The organism is Rhodococcus sp. IEGM 1305 (assembly GCF_030058635.1).
GTDB classification, from domain to species: domain Bacteria; phylum Actinomycetota; class Actinomycetes; order Mycobacteriales; family Mycobacteriaceae; genus Rhodococcus_F; species Rhodococcus_F opacus_D.
Genome location: NZ_JASHKX010000056.1, coordinates 1 through 21429 on the forward strand (window position 1 = coordinate 1; position 21429 = coordinate 21429).

Sequence of the window (21429 nt, forward strand, 5' to 3'; positions counted from 1 at the left end):
CTGGATGAGTCAACGAATCAGACTTCGCGGGCATCTTGACATGAGGCAACAGGGGGTGTTCGCCTAGACATTGCGGGCGAGCCACTGGGCGGCCCCGACCTGCATTCCGGCCGAAAACCGGTGTCCGCCTGCGAACCACTGCGTAGTGAGCGCCCCGGACCCCTCGTACGCCCGCCGCAGCACGGCCTCGGAGTCGCGCATTCCCCGCCGGCCGAAATGGGAGTCATCCAGCGCGAACTGAACCAGCAGCGGCCGTGGCGCCTGGCATGCGGCGATCTCGGGCCAGTCGCACACCGCCGGCAGGCCCGGAGTGATCATCAGCCACGTCGTATCGTCTGCTCTGCCGTCCGCGACATCCGCGAAAGTGCTCATCATCGCGGTGATCACCCCCGCTCGCAGGCGTGTCGAACACGCCAGCAGATGTGCGACGCGAGCGCCGCCGCCCGAGAATCCCGCGGCGGCGACCCGGTACGGATCGACACCGTCCGTCGCGAGGAGCACGTTCAGCGCCCGAAGGTCCTCGGCGACGACAGTGCCGGCGAGCGAGGTGCCCGTCAGGGCGGCGGTTTTGGCGAGGCCGTGTTCGTGCTCGCGCGCTGCCGCGTCGTATCGGCGCCGTCGGATCTCGGGAGTGTCCGGGCTGGGCGGGAATGCGGCGTATCCCGCTGCTGTGGCTCGGTCCGGTAGTTCCGGCCAGGGCACCCGCCTGCTGCCCCAGGGGAACACGTCGTGGACGAGGACGACGAAGCCCGCGTGCACGAGTCCTGTTGCGACCGACCTGCCTTCGTACCCGCGGGTCCGGAGTTCGGGGACACCCGGTGAGGCTCCGTCGGGACCGTCGGCCACCTTTTCCTTGCCGTAGAACTTGACGCCGTCGTGTGCGTGCATCAGCAGGACTGCAGGGCGGGCCGCGATCTCGCCCCCGTGGTCGGGGCGGAGGAGCCAGCCCTCGGTGTCGGGGCCGTCGTCACCGGCCGCCCAGGTGAGTTCGCGACCGGCGACGCCGTGCCGAACCCACGACCTGCCGTACGTCACCTCGGGTGTGTCCGCCGCCGATTCGTCCGTCACGCCGAGTACTTCGCGAACGGCGTCGCGTCGCGCGCCGGCCGGGGTCGATCGTGGACAGCCGGCCGAACGATGTGTTCCCATGTGTGAACTCCGTCTTGTCTATCGAACTCTGTATTCGAACCGTTGAGGGGAACTGCATGTCCGGAAGAACTGTCGATCGCATCGTCGCGCACGCGTATCCGTGGGACGTGCTCGGTGATCCGCACTTCGTCGACCGAGCGCGCGCGCTCGGAGTCACCGAGATCTCGCTCGCCGCCAGCTATCACTCGACCCGCGCGGCAACCCCGTTGCATCCGGCCCACAAGGTGGTCGACGCGCATCACGCCGCGCTGTACCGGCCCATCCGGCCTGCCGCGTGGGACGGGCACGCGGTCACGGCCAGGGCGGCGACGTGGGGCGGATCCGACGATGCGTTCGCCGATGCGGCTCGCATCCTGATCGATGCGGGCATCCGCGTGAACGCGTGGATCGTGCTGTCCCACAGTACCGTTCTGGGGCAGGCGCATCCCGACGTCACCGTCGTGAACTGCTTCGGCGACCGCTACCCGTACGCGCTCGCGCCAGGGCACCCGGACATCGTCCGCTACGCCCGCACCCTCGCCGCGGAGGCGGTCCGTGGTGTCGACCTGCACGGCGTGTCGATCGAAGCGTGCGGACAGCTGGGGATCGCCCACGTGGGCCCGCACGAGAAGACCGATGGCGCATTTCCGGGCATCGGCGACAGTTTGATGTCGATCAGCTGCACCGAACGGGAACGCGCACTGTGGGCGGAGCGGGGCGTCGATCCGGACAAGATGATCGCGAAGCTGCGTTCCGGCGTGGATGCGCTGTCCAGGGGAACGCTCGCTCCGGACGCCGCGATCACCGACGTCCTCGGCGAGGCGGAGGCCGACGCGGTGCTGTCCGTGCGCCACGCGGACGCCGACGCACTCCGGGGTGCGGTGCTCGGCGCCGTGCGTGCGGAGATCCCGGCGGCCCGCGTCACGCTGCACTGCCATCCGAATCCCTGGAAGACCGGGCCGTCGCCTGCGCTGACCCCGGCTGCGTCGGGAGACGTCGACGCCGTGCTCGTCTCGGCCTGGCCGGGGACGGCCGAAACCGTCGCCGTCACGAAGGACACCCGCGCGATCGTCGGAGAGGCCGTCGACGTCGGCGCCTACGTGTCGGTGCTGCCGCCGAAGAATCTCGACGACGTGAGCAGCCACGTCGCGGCCACGGTCGCGGCCGGAGCCAATGAGCTGCACCTCTATCACCTCGGGCTGGTCAACAAGGTGCAGCTCGACGCGTTGGGGCGCATCGTCCGCGAGAACGCCCTCTGACGCGTCCGGGGCGGGCACCACCGCTGGTGCCCGCCCCGGCGCGACATCAGCGCATCCGTTGTCCGAGCGGGTGGTCGCAGAACGCGCCGCCGACACGCTGGAGGATCGGGTCGTCGAACGTCCATTCGTGATCGGCCAGGAACTCGTCGGCGAACACCTCCGCGTCGTCCTGAGGTTCGTACCCGATGGCTGCGCCCTCCGCTGCGGACCACCAGCTGCGGGTGTTCCGCGAGATACCCCACACGGTGTGAAAACCCTTGGCGGAGTCGGACAGTGCGGCCTCGATCAGACGAGCGGTGTCGGCAGGCGACATCCAGGAGGCGAGCCCGCGGTAGTTGGGCGGCCGGTCGAAGCTCGAGCCGATCCGCAGGTTGACGACGTCGATGCCGAAACGATCGTGGTACAGCCGGCCGAGCGCCTCGACTGCCGCCTTGCTCCAGCCGTAGAACCCGTCCGGACGCGGCGAGACGTCGCCGGGCAGCGGGTTGGAGCCGGCTTCCGCGTGCGTCCAGAAGCCGACGGCGTGGTTGCTCGACGCCGCGATCACGCGCGTCACGCCGTGGGCGACGGCGGCCTCGAACACCGCCTGGGTGCCGTCCACGTTGACGGACAGAATGTTCTCCCACGAGTCCTCGGTGCTGAGTCCGCCCAGGTGGAGCACGGCGTCGACGCCGTCGACCGCAGCGGTCACGGCCGCGCGGTCGGTGACCGAACCCTGGACGAACTCCTCGTGAGCGGGATCGATGTCGGTGATGTCGGCGATGTCGAACAGGCGCAGGGTGCGGCCGGGCTTGCGGAGCAAGGGTCGCAGCATCTTGCCCATGTTTCCTGCGGCGCCGGTGATCAGCAGACGCGAGGCGGTGTCGGTCATGTCTTCTCGTACCTCTCTGGGAGTAAGCCTTGTAATGCACATCACGGTAGTACATACTTCGAAACGAAGTCACTATCTTGACGGAGATTCACGTATGTGAACGAGTCGTTCGCTTCACACTCCCACTCGGATCGTCCGGCACGTTCCTGCCGGTGAAGGGACCACCCACATCATGGCAACAGTCGCATTTCAGGGCGTCACCAAGTTGTTCCCCGGTGGCGACAAGGCCGCGGTCGATCACCTGGACCTCGACATCGAGGACGGCGAGTTCCTCGTCCTCGTCGGACCGTCCGGCTGCGGCAAGTCCACGTCCCTGCGCATGCTCGCGGGACTCGAAGACGTGGACCGGGGCACGATCGCCATCGGCGGCAACGATGTCACCGAGTTCCAGCCGAAGGACCGTGACATCGCCATGGTCTTCCAGAACTACGCTCTCTACCCGCACATGACGGTGGGCGAGAACATGGGCTTCGGCCTCCGCATCGCCGGTGAGGACAAGGCGGAGATCAAGCGTCGCGTCCAGGATGCCGCCAGGATCCTCGACCTCACCAAGTTCCTCGACCGCAAGCCCAAGGCCCTCTCGGGTGGTCAGCGGCAGCGAGTTGCCATGGGACGCGCCATCGTTCGCAAGCCGCAGGTGTTCCTGATGGACGAGCCCCTGTCCAACCTCGACGCCAAGCTGCGCGTGCAGACCCGCGCGCAGATCTCGGCGCTGCAGCGTCGTCTCGCCACCACCACCGTCTACGTGACCCACGATCAGGTCGAGGCCATGACGATGGGTGACCGGGTGGCCGTCCTGAAAGACGGAGTGCTCCAACAGTGCGACACACCGCGCCGCATGTACGAGCACCCGAACAACGTGTTCGTCGCCGGTTTCATCGGCTCGCCCGCGATGAACCTGCTCGAACTTCCCCTCGTCGACGGCGGGGTCAGCTTCGGTGGCTCCGTGGTCCCCGTCCCGCGCGGTGCGATTGCCGGCATCGGCGAAAGCTCGGTCACGCTCGGTGTGCGTCCGGAGGATCTCGTGATCACCACCGGTAGCGGACTCGACGTCACCATCGACGTCGTCGAAGAGCTCGGTGCCGACGCGTACGTCTACGGCCAGGCCGACATCCACGGGCGCAAGCAGCCCATCGTCGTTCGCGCCGACGGCCGCATCCCGCCGAAGCGCGGAGAGGTGATCACCCTGTCGTACGCGGCGGAGCGCACCCACCTGTTCTCCACCGTCACCGGTGACCGCCTCGTCGACTAGTCGAGACACAGACCTCCGACTGAAACCCGACCAATGATCCAAGGAGTCATCCATGCTTGACGGAGTTCTCTTCTTCCCTGTCACACCGTTCGACGGCAACGGCGACGTCGACCTTCCCGCACTGGCCCAGCACATCGAATCCGGTGTCGCGGCCGGACCGGGTGGAGTGTTTGCCGCGTGCGGGACCGGCGAGTTCCACGCGCTGTCCGCCGCCGAATTCCGGACCGTCGTGGAAACGGTGGTCACAGCCACGAATGGCCGTGTCCCGGTCTTCGCCGGCGCCGGCGGAGCCCTGCCCGTCGCGAAGGAATTCGTCGCCATCGCGGAGGACGCGGGAGCGGACGGCATCCTGCTCCTGCCGCCCTACCTCGTCGGCGCACCGGCCCAGGGCCTGGTGGAGTACGTGACGCAGGTGTCGGAGGCGAGCGACCTCCCGGTCATCGTGTACCACCGCGCGAACGGCCAGTTCACCGAGCAGAGTGCTCTCGCGGTCGCGCGACTGCCGAAGGTCGTCGGATTCAAGGACGGCGTCGGCGACCTCGACCTGACGTCGCGAATCGTGCGTACCCTGCGTGATTCACTCGGCGACAAGGAATTCCAGTTCTTCAACGGCCTCCCGACCGCCGAGGTCTCGCAGCAGGCCTACCGGAGCATCGGCGTCACGCTCTATTCCTCCGCGACGTTCGCATTCGCACCCGATGTGTCTCTCGCCTATTACCGGGCGCTCGAGGAAGACGACACCGAGCTGGTCGACTCGCTGAACCGCGAGTTCTTCCATCCGCTGGTTCGGCTGCGCGACACCACCCCCGGGTACGCGGTCGCTCTGGTGAAGGCGGGCGTGACGTTCACCGGCCTCGACGCCGGCTCGGTGCGCGCGCCGCTCGTCGACGCCAGCGCCCAGCACCGGTACGAATTGGAGCAGATCGTGGCGGCGGGGCGGAAAGTGCTGGCGCAGTAGTGTCTTCGATCCATCGGCGGGGTGCGTATCCCGTCGATGGATCGAGGCTTCGAACGTACGTCAGCGCCTCGGGGCGCTAGTCGGCGGCGGCCACGAGCGGCTCGAGCGTGAGGTCGGGCAGCTCCTTCTGGATGTACTGCAGGCGCCACTTGTCGCTGACCAGAGCCAGCATCACCCCGTCCGAGCGGGTGAACACCTCGACGCCGCGCTGACGGTTCAGCTCGTCGGCCGACTCGGCGTCGGTGCGCCGCGCCAACGCGTAGCCCAGGGGTTCCATTCGGGCCTCGACGTTGAACTCGGCCTTCATCCGCGCCGCGACCACCTCGAACTGCATCGGGCCGACGGCCGCCATGACCGGGGAGGCGTCGCCACGCAGGTCGTTGCGGAGGATCTGCACGACACCCTCGGAATCGAGCTGATCCACGGCCCGCCGGAACTGCTTGTACTTGCCCGCGCTCTCGGCCCGCAGGATGGCGAAGTGCTCCGGCGCGAACGACGGGATCGGCGGGAACTCCACCTTCTTCTCGAAGAACAGGGTGTGGCCGGGGGCGAGCGCGGTGGCGTTGACCAGTCCCACCACGTCGCCGGGGTACGCCGATTCCACGGTCGAACGCTCGCGACCGAACACGGTCTGCGCGTACTTCGTCGTGAACGGCTTGCCGGTCTGGGCGTGGGTGACCACCATGCCGCGCTCGAACACGCCCGACACGATGCGCATGAACGCCAGCCGGTCGCGGTGCGCGGTGTCCATGCCGGCCTGGACCTTGAAGACGACCGCGCTGAACGGGTCGGTGACCTCGCGAGGGGTGCCGGCGACGTCCTCCCGGGCGCGCGGCGGCGGCGCCAGCTCGACCAGCGTGTCGAGGATCTGGCGGACGCCGAAGTTGAGCATCGCCGACGCGAAGATCACCGGCGACGTCTGGCCACCGAGGAACAGCTCCTGGTCGTGGTCCTGACCGGTGGCCGACAGCAGCTCGCTCTCCTCCGCGGCGGTCTCCCATTCGGAGCCCTCCTTCGCGAGGGCGGCGTCGGCATCCATGACCTCTTCGGGGGCGATCTTCGCGCCACCCGCGGTCCGCGTGAACCGGATGTACTCCCGCGGGGCACCGTCCTCGCCGCGCCGCAGCAGGCCCCGGAAGTCGCCGGCGATCCCGACGGGCCAGTACAGGGGAGTGGGGGTGAGACCGATGCGTTCCTGGATCTCGTCGAGAAGCTCGAGCGGCGTCTGGCCCGGCCGGTCCCACTTGTTGATGACCGTGATCACCGGGATTCCGCGGTGACGGCACACCTGGAACAGCTTCAGCGTCTGCGGTTCGAGACCCTTCGCGGCGTCGATCAGCATGACTGCGGCGTCGACCGCCGTCAGGACGCGGTACGTGTCCTCCGAGAAGTCGGAGTGGCCGGGAGTGTCCACCAGGTTGATCACGTTGTCGACGGGCTCGTCCACCGACGCCTCGGTGGAGCGGTAGTTGAACTGCAGGGCAGTGGAGCTGACCGAGATGCCGCGGGCCTTCTCCATCTCCATCCAGTCGGACACCGTCGACTTGCGGCCCGCCTTGCCGTGGACCGCGCCCGCTTCGGAGATGACCTTCGCGTGGAGCGCGAGAGCCTCCGTCAGCGTCGACTTACCGGCGTCGGGATGCGAGATCACGGCGAACGTGCGGCGACGCGACGCCTCCGCCCGGACACCCTTCTCGGATTTCCCCACCGGTGAGGCGGATGCCTCGGATTTCACTTCCGGTGAGCCGGATGTGGCGACAGGCGCCGCCTCGGCTGGAATGGTGTCGGCCGAGTCGGACGGGGTAGTCAACGAAGAACCTCTCGGGGGACGGGATGCGTGTAGGAAGGCCGTGTGGCCGCATACCAGGTTACTCGGGTGCCGAACACGAACGCGCAGCACAGTCACATCCAGGGAGGAGTAACGATCGGAGGCCGGTGAGGGATTTATATGGGTGAGTCGTCGGGGCGCTCCGGAGTTCACCGTTTCTGCGTTCGGACACCCGTATGTGCAGGAGGAAGACTGTGAGCAAGTTCACCGACGAGATGTACGCGACCGCGGCGAGCAGCACCCGTGGCCTCAACACGGGTGAGCCCGACGCGCCGCTGCGGCAGCCGTGGGGCGAGATCCACAAGGCTGCGCGCCGCATGGCGGGCGCGCTCGCCGAGGCAGGTATCGGCCACGGCGACGCCATCGGCATCCTCGCCGGTCAGCCCGTCGACATCGCACCCTCCTGCCAGGGCACCTGGATGCGCGGGGCGTCCGTCACCATGCTGCATCAGCCGACGCCGCGCACGGACCTGGCCGTGTGGGCCAAGGACACCGAGACCGTCATCAACATGATTCAGGCGAAGGCCGTCATCCTCGGTGCGCCGTTCGACGCCGCCAAGCCGCTGCTGGAGGAGCGCGGCATCACCGTGGTCACGGTGGCCGAGCTGAACGAGGGCACGGAGATCGACCCGGTCGAGACGTTCGAGAGCGACATCGCGCTGCAGCAGCTCACGTCCGGTTCCACCGGTTCGCCCAAGGCCGTGCAGATCACGCACGAGAACTTCTACACCAACGCCTACGCCATGATCGACCGCATCAAGTTCTCCATCGAGGACGACGTGATGATCAGCTGGCTGCCCCTGTTCCACGACATGGGGATGGTCGGGTTCCTCAGCGTGCCGATGCAGGTCGGCGCGGAGGTCGTGAGCATCACCCCGATGGACTTCCTCCGCACGCCGCTGCTGTGGGCGGAGCTGATGGGCAAGTACAAGGGCACCGTGACGGCCGCCCCCAACTTCGCGTACTCGTTGCTCGCCCGCCGCCTCAAGCAGGCGGAGGACGGCGCCGTCGACCTCAGCACCGTCCGGTACATGTGGAACGGTGCCGAGCCCGTCGACCCCGAGACGATGAACAAGCTCGCCGAGGCGGGCGCCCGCTTCGGCCTGAACTCGTCGGCACTCGCCCCCGTCTACGGCATGGCCGAGACCACCCTCGCCGTCTCCATCCCGGATCCGGATCAGGGCCAGGTCCTCGACCTCGTCGACCCGGATCTCCTCGAGGCGATGCAGCGCGCCGTCCCGTCGAGCAAGCCGAACGCGCGTGCCCTCGCCACCCTCGGAAAGATGGTGCCGAACCTGGAGGGACGCGTCGTCGACAGCGAGGGTGAGCTACTCCCGACCCGCGGCGTCGGCATCATCGAAGTCCGCGGCAAGGCGGTCACCCCCGGATACATCACGGTCGACGGCCACAAGCCCGCACAGGACGCGGACGGCTGGCTGAACACCGGCGACGTCGGCTACTTCACCGAAGAGGGCCTCGTCGTCGTGTGCGGTCGCGTCAAGGACGTCATCATCATGGGTGGCCGCAACATCTATCCGACGGACATCGAGCGAGCCGCGGGGACCGTCGCCGGCGTGCGTCCCGGCAACGCGGTGGCCGTCCGCCTCGACGCGGGACAGAAGCGGGAAAGTTTCGCGGTCGCGGTGGAGACGAACGACTACCAGGACCCCGAAGTGGTCAAGCGCATCGAGCACGAGGTCGTGCACGCCGTGTTCTCCGAGGTCGGAGTACGACCCCGCACCGTCGCTGTGCTCGGCCCCGGCAGCATTCCCAAGACGTCGTCGGGCAAACTCCGCCGCGCCACGTCGGCGAATCTGGTCCACTAGGCGCTTCGCGCCCGTGCGCCTTTTTGGTAGCTGGGACAACCAGATTGGCGCACGGGCGCGAAGCGCCTAATGCAGGCGGTTCTGCGCTGCCTCGAGCCCGACGCGCAGGACCAGTTCGACGGCGTCGGCCGACTCTTCGCAGACCAGGTCGAGCTCCTTGCGTTCCACCGACGAGAACGGCTTCAGCACGTACGACGCCGGATCCATCCGTCCGGGGGGACGGCCGATCCCGACACGGGTGCGCAGGTAGTCCTTGGTGCTGAGTGCGCTCGAGATGGACCGCAGTCCGTTGTGCCCGCCCTCGCCGCCGCCCTGCTTGAGGCGAATGGTCCCGAAGTCGAGGTCGAGTTCGTCGTGGATGACCACGATGTTGCCCGGATCGACGGAGAAGAACCGGGCCAGGCCGGCAACGGCGGAACCGGACAGGTTCATGAACGACCGCGGCTTGGCGAGGATCGTCGGACGGCCCTCGAGTCGGCCCTGGACGATCTCGGCGCCGCTCTTCTTGTGCGCGCTGAACTTGCCACCCATGCGAGCGGACAGCACGCCGGCCACCATGAAGCCGACGTTGTGCCGGGTCTTCTCGTACTGCGGTCCCGGGTTGCCCAGGCCCACCACCAGAGCGGTGTCTTCACTCACCGACAGGGTCCTTCCATGCGTGAGGGGGTCGTGTCAGACGACAGCGGCGCGTCACCCCGGGACAATCCGGGACGACGCGCCGCCGACATCAGTGCGGTTGCGAGAGGATCAGCTCTCGGCGCCCTCTTCGGCCGGAGCCTCGGCGGTCTCGGCGGCGGCTTCGCCGGTCTCCTCTTCGAGGTCGGCAGCGGTCGGGGCTGCGACGACGTTGACGATGAGCAGTTCCTCGTCGGCCTGCAGGGTGGAACCCTTGGGCAGCTCGAGCTGGTTGGCCAGGATCTGGGTGCCGACCTCGAGGCCCTCGACCGAGACCTCGATCTGCTCGGGGATGTGCAGCGCGTCCGCTTCGAGGGAGATGGTGGCGGCGTCCTGCGCGACCAGGGTGCCGGCAGCGGCCTCACCGGTGACGACGACGGGAACGTCGACGGTGACCTTCTCGCCCTTCTTGATGACGAGGAGGTCGGCGTGCTCGATGTAGTTGCGGATCGGGTGAACCACGACCGACTTGGTGAGCGCGACCTGCTCCTTGCCCTCGATGTCGAGGGTCAGGATGGCGTTGGTGCCGTGCGCGCGCAGGATGGCGGCGAAGTCGCGGGACGGGACGTTCAGGTGGCGGGGGTCCTCACCGTGGCCGTACAGGACTGCGGGGACCTGGCCGTCGCGGCGCGCGCGGCGGGCGGCGCCCTTGCCGAACTCGGTGCGCACGGCGGCTACGAGGCGATTTTCGTCAGACATGGTGAAACGGCTCCTACAACTCACGGTGGTAACTGGCGGGCGGTTCGAGTCGACGAGGGACGAACACGCGACGGCCAGGAGCGAAACGCTCGAGCAGAGCCGTCGCCGCGTCGATCACGGTGAGCCAGTCAATGGGAACTTCTGGTTCACCCTCGCCGAGACAACTTATGGAACTCTACCGGATGGCCCGCTGACCTGCTAATCGGGTGTCCTCGGGAGGCTGCGCGGCGCCGAGGTGGGGCCGGTGCAATCCGATGCAACCCTGCCGTCCCGTCCTTGTGACCCGCATCACAGAGGTATCGAACTTCTCGATTCCCGACGACGGAGGACATCATGACCGCCACACTCGACGCACCCGTCGACACCGCCATCCCGCAGCCGGGTGACATCGCCCGGCGCTGGCTGGCCGGATTCGGTGCCGCCCTCGAACGAGGCGACGTGCGCGGGGCCGCAGGGCACTTCCTGATCGACGGTTGGTGGCGCGACCTGCTGTCGTTCACCTGGGATCTGCACACCACGCACGGTCGCGCGGACATCGAGTCGCGCCTCGCGGATTCGGTTCCGGTGCACGAGCCGCGTCACCTCGTCCTGTCACCCGCGCACCCCGCCGAGGCGGTGGCCGATCCCGAGGGCGACTGGATACAGGCCTTCTTCACATTCGAGACGACCCTGGCCCGCAGCCGCGGTTTCGTTCGGCTGAGGCGCGACGACGACGGCGAGTGGCGTGCCTGGACGTTGATCAGCGCGATGGAGGAGATCAAGGGCCACGAGGAGAAGAAGGGACATCGGCGGGTTCGGGGCACGAATCACGGCGCCCACCGCGGCAAGATCAACTGGCTCGACCGGCGAACCGCCAAGGGCGAGTTCGAGACCGAGCAGCCGGCCGTCGTGATCGTCGGCGCCGGCCAGGGTGGTCTCGCCCTCGCCGCCCGTCTGGGACAGCTCGGAGTCGACACCCTGCTGGTGGAGCGAAACGACCGGATCGGTGACAGCTGGCGAAAGCGCTACCACTCGCTGGTCCTGCACGACCCGGTCTGGTACGACCACCTGCCGTACTTGAACTTCCCCGACCACTGGCCGGTGTTCACGCCCAAGGACAAGCTCGCGAACTGGTTCGAGTTCTACGCCGACGCAATGGAACTCAACGTGTGGACGGGAACCGAGTTCACCGGCGGCAGCTATGACGACGCCACCGGCGAATGGACCGTGACCGTCGCCCGCGACGACGGCTCCACCCGCACGCTGCACCCCCGGCACGTCGTCCTCGCCACGGGAATGAGTGGGGTGCCGAACATTCCGCGGATCGCTGGCGCCGACACGTTCGAGGGAACCATCGAGCATTCGAGCTGGTTCGTCGGCGGCCGGGAGATGCAGGGCAAGAAGGCCCTCGTCGTCGGCTGCTGCAACTCGGGCCACGACATCGCCCAGGAACTCAACGAGCAGGGTGCGGATGTGACCATCCTGCAGCGCTCGTCCACGTATGTGATGAGCAGCAAGCATGGTATCCCCGGACTGTTCGGCGGCGTGTACGAGGAGGGCGGGCCCGCGGTGCAGGACGCCGACCTGATTTTCGCGTCGCTGCCGTACCCGTTGCTCGCGGGAATTCACGCGGGGGCGACGGAGGCCATCGCCGAGAAGGACGCGAAGATGCTCGACGGTCTGCGGAAGGCCGGATTCAAGGTCGATTTCGGCGAGGACGGCAGCGGCCTGTTCATGAAGTACCTGCGACGCGGCGGCGGCTACTACATCGACGTCGGCGCATCCGAGCTGATCGCGAGCGGCGAGGTGACGGTGAAGCAGGGAACCGAGATCGATCACTTCACCCCGGACGGGGTGGTGTTCGCCGACGGCACCGAGATGCCGGTGGACGTGGTGGTTCTCGCGACGGGATACAAGAACATGCGTGAGAGCGCCCGCAAGTTCCTCGGCGACGCGGTCGCGGACCGCTGCCAGGACGTGTGGGGCCTCGACGACGAGGGCGAGCTGCGCACGGTGTGGCGCCGGTCCGGTCATCCGGGTTTCTGGTTCATGGCCGGCAACCTGCATCAGTCCCGGCACTACTCGAAGTATCTGGCCTTCCAGATCAAGGCCCAGGAGGAAGGGTTGCAGCCGATCCGATGACGGACAGTGGTGTGGCTCACAACGCCGGGGGTAGCCTCGGCGTTGTGAGCGCTGAACGTCCGACCGCAGACCGGCTGACCGCAGTGGCAAGCGGTGTGGATCTGCCGCGACATGCGCGGCTGCTCAGCCGGGTGCACGACGCCGTGCTGTCCGGGCAGCAGCCGCCCGCCCTTCCACGGGGCGTGGTGGCGCGGTCGTGGTCCCGTCTGCAGGCCGGCGGTGTGAGCCCGGACCTCTGCGCGGACGTGGAGCCCGCCGACTTCTCCGAGATCGAGGCGCGGCGCACCCGGACGGCGCTGCGAACCGTGCTCCCGGAACTGCGCAGCACGTTGACGCAGGTCGCGGACGATGCGAACTTCATCGTGGTCATCGCCGACGCCGACGGTGTCCTGTTGTGGCGGGAAGGTTCCCGCGGGGTCCGGAAAGCGGCTGATGCCCTGGGATTCACGGAGGGTGCGCGCTGGGCGGAGCAGGCGGTCGGGACCAACGCGATCGGCACGGCGCTGATCGAAGATGCTGCGGTGCAACTGTTTTCGGCCGAGCACTATGCCCCCTCGCATCACGGCTGGTCGTGCACCGGGTCGCCGGTTCACGATCCGCGCACCGGTGAGATTCTCGGCGTGGTCGACATCAGTGGGTCGGCGATGTCCATTCACCCGACCACGGTCGCGCTCGTCCGCACCGCGGTGCGTCTGGCCGAGGCGACGCTGTGGCGTGAGCACACGGCGCAACTGGACAAGCTGCGCGGCCGGGCGGCACCGTTGCTGGCGTCGGCGGGCGGTCCGGCGCTGGTCGTCGACAAGCAAGGGTGGGTCGCGGAGGCGAGTGGCATCGCGGCCCCGGAGCGGGTCGCGCCGCCGAGCCTGGACCGGCCACTGCTCGTCCCGGGGCTCGGGCTGTGCGTGCCCGAACCGCTCGGCGACGGCTGGCTGGTGCGCAGGCGCGTCGACGGGGCGGCCATCGAACTGGAACTCGACCTCGGTGACGCGCCGCACGTGACGGTCCGGGGCGACGTCAACTGGACGCGGGCGCTCTCGCCCCGGCACGCCCAGATCCTGCGGGTGCTGTCGGTCGCGGGACCGGCGGGTGTCGACGCCGCCTCGCTCAGCGAATCGTTGTTCGGCGACCGCGACCACGTGGTGGCGGTCCGCGCCGAGGTTTCGCGTCTGCGCAAGAGTCTCGGCGCGGTCCTGAGCACCCAGCCCTACCGGTTCGCGGCCGGCGTGACGGTCCGGCTCGTCGGGTAGGCCCGGTCATGCCTCCTTCGCGGCACTGATGCCGGCGCGGCGGCCGTAGAAGCTGCCGTCGCCGAGGGAGGTGCCGCTGGCGTAGCCGCCCGCGCACACGCCGGACGTGCACCGTCCCGCCGCGAAGAGGCCGGGGATCGGTTCGCCGGAGACGTGCAGTACCTCGGAGTTCACGGTCGTCCGCAGACCGCCGAGCGTGAAGCCGAGGGTGAACCCGCGCAGGTCGAGTGCCGCGACGGGGGTGCCGATCGGCTTCACCCACTCGGACTTCTTGTGCAGCAGCGGGTCCGATCCTTCCGCGGCGTGCGTGTTGTACACCTCGACGGTCGACTGCAGAGCGCCGGCGGGCAGGCCCATGTCCGATTCGAGTTCCTCGACGGTCTCCGCCGCCCACTTCGGTTGCACGCGCAGGAACGGCGTGGCCGTGGTGGCGGCCGCGCCCTCCTCGTACGACGCCTCGTCGATGATGAGGAACGCCTGGTTGTCCTGGTGGAACAGGGTCATCTGGCCGATCCGCCCGGAGTACGTGTCCTCCGGAACGTAGCGCTGCCCCCGGCCGTTGACCAGGATGCCGCGGACGATCAACTGGGGGTCGCAGACGAACGCGACCTCGGTGGCGTCCATGTGGGCGAGATCGGCGCCGAGGGCCTGCGCCATGAGGATCGACCGTCCGTCGTGCTCCTCGATGGCGGCGCCGGGGCGGCCGATCAGCCGCGGCGCGTGGGCCTCGATCATCTTGTCGTTGTAGGCGAAGCTGCCGGTGGCGAGGACGACGCCGCGGCGCGCCCGCACGGCCACCTCCTTGCCGTACTGCTTGGCGACGATCCCGACGACGCGACCGGTGTCGTCCGTGACGAGCGTCTGGACGCGCATGTCGTATTCGGCTCGGACCCCGAGCTTTTCGGCGGTCTCGACGAGCGGCTTCATCAGCATGTAGCCGCCACCCTTCTCGCCGGTCCTCTTGCCGTCCATCTGCGGAACGTGGCCGCGCGGTGCGGGAGTCGCGATCTCGTTGAAAGGCGCCGCGTTCTCGCCGCCCGAGTACATGAGTCCGTCGTCGAACGGCGGTTCCCAGCCGGGTTCGCCCCAGAAGCTCTCCTTGAACGGGACACCGCAGTCGACGAGCCAGTTGTAGTGCTCGACGCTGCCCTCGCAGTAGTCGGTGATCTTCTCCTCGTCGGCACCCGGGCCGAGCGCCGCCATCATGAACGTCTTCATGTTCTCGGGGGAGTCGTCGAACCCGCACGCCTTCTGCAGCGGCGTCCCTCCGCCGAGGTAGATGAAGCCGCCGGCGAGAGCGGCGGCACCGCCCCAGCCGCTGGTGCGTTCGAGGACCAGGACGTCGGCGCCGGCGCGCGCCGCCTCGATGGAGGCGGACACACCGGCGATGCCGTAACCCGCGACCACGACGTCGGCCTCGTAGTCCCACTCGGCGACCGTTGCTGCGGACCGGGGGCGGATCGGTGTGGCGTCGACCATGGGTGGAAGTCCTCTCGGGCGGTCACAGGTGTGGTGTGACGTGGGTTACCCTCAAACTGTAACCTGTTACAAAACCCGAATCGGTGGATCTCCCGGTCAGTGGGACGTCGCGTCCGGAGGTCGGCGAGGGCAGGGCTGTCCGGGCATGTCCGTCACGCCCGACAGCTCGTAGTGCAGCGTCGACGTGCGTGCCAGACGGTGCGCGAGATGCACCCCGATCCGCTGCACCACGGGATACTTCTCGTCGATCAGGGCGCCCGCGGCCCGCGCCTCCTCACCGGACAGCAGTCGCGCCGTGGCCTGCGCCTGCGGGCCCGTCGGCTTGCCGGACCACATGCACGGACGGATCCGGACGTCGGGGAAATTGCGCAGCCGCTTGTTCTCGGACGCCCGGCCCGGGGTGCGGAAGTACGCCCGATCACCCTCCCTGGTCCGTCATCGCGAAGTCCTGGTTCCCGGGTGAGTTCCAGCTCAGTGCGCTAGTTCGCGAGTGTCCGCACCTCCGCGAGGAACCGGTCGAGGTCGTCCGGGGAGCAGAAATAGTGCGGCGATGCCCTTACCACGGCGTCCAGTCCGCGGGCGCTCATGTCCAGCAGTGTCGATCCGCGCAGGCTGGCCGTGACGGTGACGTTGCGGGCAGCCAGCTGTTTCCGGACGTCGCCGGGATCGAACCCGTCGACGGTGAACGAGACGATTCCGCAGCGGCGGGCGCCGAGGTCGCGCACGGTGACACGGGGGATCGCCGCGAGCCCCGACCGGAGGTGCTCGGCCCCGGCCGCGACGGCCGCCTCGACGTCGTCCACCCCGAGGTCGAGGAGATAGTCGGCCGCCACCCCGAGTCCGAGGCGCGCGGCGACGTCGCATTCCCAGAATTCGAACCGGCTGGCATCGGTGGCGAGCCGGTACGCATCGGCGGCGGTCCACTCCGCGCTGTGCAGGTCGAGGGCGGCCGGCTCGAGGGTCGCGGCCAGTTCCGGCCGGACGTACAGGAAGCCGGTGCCCCGCGGTGCACGAAGCCATTTGCGGCCCGTGGCCGAGAGTGCGTCGACGCCCAGCTCGCTGACGTCGAGGGCGATCTGACCGACGGACTGACACGCGTCGAGCAGCACCAGCGCGCCGTGCGCGTGTGCCAGCTCCGTCACTTCACGGACGGGATTGACCAGGCCGCCGTTGGTGGGCACGTGCACGAGGGACACGAGACGGACCCGGTCGTCGAGCAGCGTTTCGAGGGCGGCGACGTCGATCTGGCCTGCGGGGTCGCTGGGGATCACGTCGACCGTCGCGCCCACGGATCGCGCCCGCTGCAGGACGGCGATGGCGTTGCTGGCGTACTCGACCTCCGAGATCAGCACACGGTCCCCGGCCCCGAGCGGAACGGCGTGGAAGAAGTCGTTCCAGGCGGTGGTGGCGCTGTCCACCAGGGCGATGCTGTCGGCGCTCGCCCCGATCAGCCGGCCCAGGGACGACTTCACGGCCGCGAGGTCGTCGGCCCGTTCGGCGGCCGCGACGTAGCCACCCACGTCGGCCTCCCGGCGCAGGTGCGCGAACACGGCGTCCAGGACCGGGGTCGGCGGAAGCGAGGAGCCTGCGCTGTCGAGGAACACCTTGTCGAGGCAGCCCGGGGTGTCCCGTCGCGCCTGCTCGAGGTCGAGCATGTCCGATACCTCCCTTTCGCGGTGACTGGACTCGAACGTACCCGTGCAGGTTCCTCGAAAAGTATGCCGTTGGGGCGTGCATCGACGGCCGAGGCGCTCTAATGTCGATAACGACGTTCAGGCGGCGCCCGAAGGGGAGGGTCGAATGGCTACTGCAGTTCAGTCCGTCGAGGCAACGTGTTTCACGTCGCGGCCGGCGGCGGAGGCGTACCTGGGTGGTGTGTGCTTCAAACTGGGGCCACCGCAGCTGATCGGCGCGGAATTGGAGTGGCTGACCGCGCAACTGCCGGAATACGTGCGCCCCGACCTCGCCGCTCTCGCCGAAGCTCTCGGGCCGCACACTCCCAGAACCATCGATCCCTCTTCTCCTGCTCAGCTCCTTCCCGGCGGCAGCGCCGTCACGGTCGAACCCGGCGGACAGATCGAACTGTCCAGCGCCCCCTATTACTCCGCACGCGAATTGTGCGACTATCTCGTCGCCGATCAGGCGGTTCTCGCGGACCTGCTGTCTTCCCGATCGATCCTCATGTCGTCCGAGGCCGCGGACACTCGCCGGCCCGCTCAACGTCTCCTCCAATCGCCGCGGTACTGCGCCATGGAATCCCGCTTCACCGGCATCGGGCCCTTCGGGAAACTGATGATGTGCAACACCGCCGCAACGCAGATCAGCGTGGACGCCGGGGCCGATCCGGTTGCGGTGGAGAAGCGGTGGCATCTGCTCCATGCCATCGGTCCCGCATTGATCGCGGCCTTCGCGTGTTCGCCGCGGCTCTACGGGGTGCCCGATGGGCAATGGGCGTCGCAGCGGATGCGAACGTGGCTCGAACTCGATTCGCCGCGCACCACCGGAACTCCGCACATCGCGGACTATGCAGGGTGGGTACTGGACGTGCCGTTGCTGTGCATCCGCAACGACGGAACGGATTGGACAGCGCCCGACGGTGCAACTTTCGCGGACTGGGTCGAGGGCGCACTGGACGACGTGATCGGTCGCCCGACGCCCGCCGACCTCGACTATCACCTCACCACCCTGTTTCCGCCCGTGCGCGCGGCCGGTCATCTCGAGGTGCGCTACCTCGACGCGCAACCGGGTGACCAGTGGCGGGTTCCCATCGCGGCGATCGACGCGCTGCTGTCGGGTCCGGGTGCCATGGCCGAGGCGCTCGACGCGGCGCTGCCCACCGCTGAACGCTGGCGGGACGCGGCCGAGTTCGGCCTGGCCGACCTCGAACTGCGCGCTGCGGCAACAGCTCTGCTGTCGCTGGCGGCGGCCTACTCGCCCGACCCCGAATTCGTCAGACTGCTCGATGCCGCCGCCGAACGATGTTGCCGGGGTCAGGCACCGAGCGAGGAACGCTGATGGGTACCCGCGAGAAGATCGAGACCGTGTTGACACGGGCGCGGGAGCGCACCGCGGGGTTGACGGACTGTGTGGACGGGGAGGACCTCGTTGCACAGCATTCCCCGTTGATGAGCCCGCTCGTGTGGGATCTCGCGCACATCGGCAATCAGGAAGAGTTGTGGCTCGTGCGGGACGTCGGAGGACGGGAACCGGTCCGCCGCGACATCGACGAGTTGTACGACGCATTCAAACATTCGAGGAACTCCCGGCCGTCCCTGCCGCTGCTGAACCCGGACGAGGCCAGGGAATACGTACGCACCGTTCGAGACAAGTCGTGGGATGTTCTCGACCGCAGCACGTTCCGGGGCCGGCCGCTCGAGGAGAACGGATTCGCGTTCGGCATGATCGCGCAGCACGAGCAGCAGCATGCCGAAACGATGCTCGCCACCCATCAACTGCGCACCGGCCCAGCTGTGCTGACCGCGGAGAGCGCGCCGCGTGTCGGCGGGGCGATGGACGAGGACGAAGTGGTCATTCCCTCCGGCGAATTCACGATGGGAACGTCGGACGATCCGTGGGCGCTCGACAACGAGAGGTCCGCGCACCGCGTGCACGTTCCGGCGTTCGTGATCGACGCCGTCCCCGTCACCAACGGCCGCTACCTCGAGTTCATGGACGACGGAGGGTACGCGCGGCCCGAGTTGTGGAGTGAGCGGGGATGGGCGCACCGCCTCGAAGCCGGATTGGATTCTCCCCAGTTCTGGGAGAACGACGGTTGCGGAACCTGGTGGCGACGGAGGTTCGGGGTGACCGAGCCGATCCATCTCCAGGAACCGGTCGTGCACGTCTGCTTCTTCGAGGCCGAGGCCTTCGCACGCTGGGACGGCAAGAGACTTCCGACCGAAGCCGAATGGGAGAAGGCCGCGCGGTGGGACCCGTTCACCGGCCGGTCGCGCCGATTCCCCTGGGGCGACGCCGAACCCGACTCCTCGCTCGCCAACCTCGGGCAACGTCACCTCGGTCCCGCGGTGGTCGGGGCATATCCGTCGGGGGCATCCCCGCTCGGCGTCCATCAGCTGATCGGCGACGTGTGGGAGTGGACGTCGTCGCCGTTCGAGCCCTACCCCGGGTTCTCGGCGTTCCCGTACCGCGAGTACTCGGAGGTGTTCTACGGCGGCGACTACCGCATGCTGCGCGGCGGTTCGTTCGGCACCGATCCGGTGGCGTGCCGTGGGACGTTCCGCAACTGGGACCACCCGATCCGGAGGCAGATCTTCTCCGGATTCCGCTGTGCTCGGGACCTTCCGGGGGACGACCGCTGAGATGTGCCGACACCTGGGCTATCTGGGACCGGAGCAGTCGGTGGGCGACCTCTTGAGTCGTGGCGAGAACTCGCTCCTGCGCCAGTCCTACGCGCCACGCGACATGAGAGGTGGCGGGACCGTCAACGCCGACGGATTCGGTGTGGGCTGGTGGGGATCGGACGGTTTCTCCCGCTACCGCAGTGCCCAGCCGCTCTGGTCCGACCCCGTCGTGCGAGAGACGTTGCCGAACATCCGCTCCCGCGCCGTGGTGGCCGCCGCACGGTCGGCGACGGTCGGGATGCCGGTGCAACACACGGCCTGTGCACCGTTCTCCGACGAGACCTGGGCCTTCAGTCACAACGGGGTGGTGCGCGGGTGGCCGGAGTCGCTCGGCGCGCTCGCCGCGGAACTCCCCGTGAACGATCTGCTGCAACTCGAGGCACCGACCGACTCGGCCGCGTTGTGGCTGCTCCTACGTCGGGCGCTCGGCGAGCAGGACCCCGAGAAGGCGATGAGTGCGCTCGTACAGGACGTCGTCGCCGCTGCCCCGAACTCGCGATTGAATCTGCTGCTCGGCAACGGCAGCGAACTGTGGGCCACCACCTGGCATCACTCGCTGTCGGCGCTCGTCGACGACGAGCGGGCCATCGTGATGTCCGAACCCTACGACGACAACCCCGCATGGCAATCGATTCCGGACCGTCACTTCGTCAGCGCACGCCCCGGACACCTGCTCGTCACCCCGCTCGAGATGGGAGCACGATGACCACCACACCGACCCTCGAGGTGTACCTGCAGCCCGAGCAGCTCAAGGCCGCTCTGCGCAAGGACGCCACCGTCGGGCTCACGTCGAACCCGAAATGGCTGCCTCCCAAATACTTCTACGACGCCTGCGGGAGCGAGCTGTTCGAGCAGATCACCGCGTTGCCCGAATACTTCCCGACGCGTACGGAACGGGAACTGCTCAGACGATATTCGGGGGAGATCGCCGAGGTCGCGGCGCCGGAGATTCTCGTGGAACTCGGATCCGGGTCTTCGGAGAAGACACGGCTCCTGCTGGGCGCCGGTACGCGGCACGGAAGTCTCCATACGTACGTGCCGCAGGACGTGTCGGTGTCCGCGCTCGAGGGTGCGGCGGAGCAGATCGGCGTGGAGTTCCCGAATCTGACCGTGCGCGGTGTCGTCAGCGACTTCACCGAGTCGCTGCACCACCTTCCACGCGGTGGGCGCCGCACGATCGCGTTCCTCGGTGGGACCCTCGGAAACATGGTTCCGGCCGAGCGTGCGGAGTTCCTCTCCGGAATCGCTGACGTCCTCGAACCGGGGGAGCACCTCCTCCTCGGTGTCGGACTGGTGATCGATCCCGCCGTCCTCGTCCCCGCATACGACGACGCCGCCGGGGTGACAGCCCAGTTCAACCGCAACGTCCTGCAGGTACTCAACACGCAGCTCGACGCCGACTTCCCGGTGGACGAGTTCCGGCACGTCGCGCTGTGGGACGCCGACAACGAGTGGATCGAGATGCGGCTCGAGGCCGAGCGTGCGATGTCGATCCGCGTGGAGGAGCTGGATCTGGACGTGGAGTTCACCGCGGGTGAGCAGCTGCGGACGGAGATCTCGGCCAAGTTCACCCTCGACGGGATCCGACGGGAGTTGGCGGAGGCGGGATTCGACGTCGACCGCACCTGGACCGATCCCGACGACCGCTTCGCGCTGGTGTGCGCCGCGCGGAACTGACCGACAAGATCAACTTCGGGCACGATCGCGCTTATAGTGACCGCGTAG

At 68.2% G+C, this 21429-nt stretch carries 17 protein-coding genes and 1 pseudogene; 10 read left to right on the forward strand and 8 right to left on the reverse strand.

The features are described 5' to 3' along the window. Positions 1–63 precede the first annotated feature (63 nt). Positions 64–1149, reverse strand: coding sequence for a hypothetical protein (locus QM693_RS35635; RefSeq protein ID WP_283331488.1), 1086 nt, complete (start codon positions 1147–1149; stop codon positions 64–66). Between the two features lie 56 nt (positions 1150–1205). On the opposite strand from QM693_RS35635, the gene QM693_RS35640 reads away from it, so the two are divergent. Continuing rightward, entirely contained in the window at positions 1206–2387 is a 1182-nt protein-coding gene (locus tag QM693_RS35640) for a hypothetical protein (RefSeq protein ID WP_283354649.1), read from the forward strand. Between the two features lie 46 nt (positions 2388–2433). On the opposite strand, the gene QM693_RS35645 is transcribed toward QM693_RS35640, so the two are convergent. Continuing rightward, entirely contained in the window at positions 2434–3258 is an 825-nt protein-coding gene (locus tag QM693_RS35645; protein ID WP_105413289.1) for an NAD-dependent epimerase/dehydratase family protein, read from the reverse strand. 172 nt (positions 3259–3430) lie between these two features. Between QM693_RS35645 and QM693_RS35650 the strand changes: the two genes are divergently transcribed. Together QM693_RS35650 and QM693_RS35655 are read left to right on the forward strand one after the other, a co-directional pair. After that, entirely contained in the window at positions 3431–4510 is a 1080-nt protein-coding gene (locus tag QM693_RS35650; RefSeq protein ID WP_283354650.1) for an ABC transporter ATP-binding protein, read from the forward strand. A gap of 52 nt (positions 4511–4562) precedes the next feature. Further along, entirely contained in the window at positions 4563–5468 is a 906-nt protein-coding gene (locus tag QM693_RS35655) for a 5-dehydro-4-deoxyglucarate dehydratase (protein ID WP_283331484.1), read from the forward strand. 76 nt (positions 5469–5544) lie between these two features. Here QM693_RS35655 and QM693_RS35660 read toward each other — a convergent pair whose 3' ends face one another. Then, positions 5545–7278: a peptide chain release factor 3 gene (locus tag QM693_RS35660; protein ID WP_283354651.1), complete on the reverse strand. Its 1734-nt coding sequence runs from the start codon at positions 7276–7278 to the stop codon at positions 5545–5547. 212 nt (positions 7279–7490) lie between these two features. On the opposite strand from QM693_RS35660, the gene QM693_RS35665 reads away from it, so the two are divergent. Beyond that, entirely contained in the window at positions 7491–9122 is a 1632-nt protein-coding gene (locus tag QM693_RS35665; protein ID WP_283354652.1) for a fatty acyl-AMP ligase, read from the forward strand. 66 nt (positions 9123–9188) lie between these two features. Here QM693_RS35665 and pth read toward each other — a convergent pair whose 3' ends face one another. Both pth and QM693_RS35675 read right to left on the reverse strand, forming a co-directional pair. After that, a complete protein-coding gene (pth, locus tag QM693_RS35670; protein WP_283354653.1) occupies positions 9189–9761 on the reverse strand; it encodes an aminoacyl-tRNA hydrolase in 573 nt (190 codons plus the stop codon). Between the two features lie 108 nt (positions 9762–9869). Then, on the reverse strand, positions 9870–10496 hold the full coding sequence (locus QM693_RS35675; RefSeq protein ID WP_105413284.1) for a 50S ribosomal protein L25/general stress protein Ctc: 627 nt from the start codon (positions 10494–10496) through the stop codon (positions 9870–9872). A 333-nt stretch (positions 10497–10829) separates the two neighbouring features. Between QM693_RS35675 and QM693_RS35680 the strand changes: the two genes are divergently transcribed. Further along, positions 10830–12617: a flavin-containing monooxygenase gene (locus QM693_RS35680; protein ID WP_283354654.1), complete on the forward strand. Its 1788-nt coding sequence runs from the start codon at positions 10830–10832 to the stop codon at positions 12615–12617. Next, entirely contained in the window at positions 12614–13864 is a 1251-nt protein-coding gene (locus tag QM693_RS35685; protein ID WP_283354655.1) for a GAF domain-containing protein, read from the forward strand. The genes QM693_RS35680 and QM693_RS35685 overlap by 4 nt, the downstream gene beginning before the upstream one ends. 6 nt (positions 13865–13870) lie before the next feature. Here QM693_RS35685 and QM693_RS35690 read toward each other — a convergent pair whose 3' ends face one another. From QM693_RS35690 to QM693_RS35700, 3 genes and pseudogenes are all read right to left on the reverse strand, one after another. Continuing rightward, positions 13871–15343 (reverse strand): FAD-dependent oxidoreductase, encoded by a 1473-nt coding sequence (locus QM693_RS35690; protein ID WP_283354656.1) that lies wholly within the window; start codon positions 15341–15343, stop codon positions 13871–13873. Positions 15344–15439: 96 nt separating this feature from the next. Continuing rightward, positions 15440–15769: pseudogene (locus QM693_RS35695) on the reverse strand (PNPOx family protein); the annotation flags it as partial. A 53-nt stretch (positions 15770–15822) separates the two neighbouring features. Then, entirely contained in the window at positions 15823–16998 is a 1176-nt protein-coding gene (locus QM693_RS35700; RefSeq protein ID WP_105413279.1) for an aminotransferase class V-fold PLP-dependent enzyme, read from the reverse strand. Positions 16999–17143: 145 nt separating this feature from the next. Between QM693_RS35700 and egtA the strand changes: the two genes are divergently transcribed. Genes egtA through egtD form a run of 4 tightly spaced genes read left to right on the forward strand, consistent with a single transcriptional unit; the run spans position 17144 to position 21381 of the window. Next, positions 17144–18358, forward strand: coding sequence for an ergothioneine biosynthesis glutamate--cysteine ligase EgtA (gene egtA / locus QM693_RS35705; RefSeq protein ID WP_283331477.1), 1215 nt, complete (start codon positions 17144–17146; stop codon positions 18356–18358). Continuing rightward, complete coding sequence (egtB, locus tag QM693_RS35710; protein WP_283354657.1) at positions 18358–19662, forward strand: ergothioneine biosynthesis protein EgtB; 1305 nt, start codon at positions 18358–18360, stop codon at positions 19660–19662. Before egtA ends, egtB begins: the two co-directional genes overlap by 1 nt. A gap of 1 nt (position 19663) precedes the next feature. After that, the gene (gene egtC / locus QM693_RS35715; RefSeq protein ID WP_283354658.1) at positions 19664–20410 is read left to right on the forward strand and encodes an ergothioneine biosynthesis protein EgtC; all 747 of its coding nucleotides are present in this window, start codon (positions 19664–19666) and stop codon (positions 20408–20410) included. Then, positions 20407–21381, forward strand: a complete 975-nt coding sequence (gene egtD / locus QM693_RS35720) for an L-histidine N(alpha)-methyltransferase (RefSeq protein WP_283354659.1) — start codon at positions 20407–20409, stop codon at positions 21379–21381. Before egtC ends, egtD begins: the two co-directional genes overlap by 4 nt. The last annotated feature ends 48 nt before the right edge of the window (positions 21382–21429 follow it).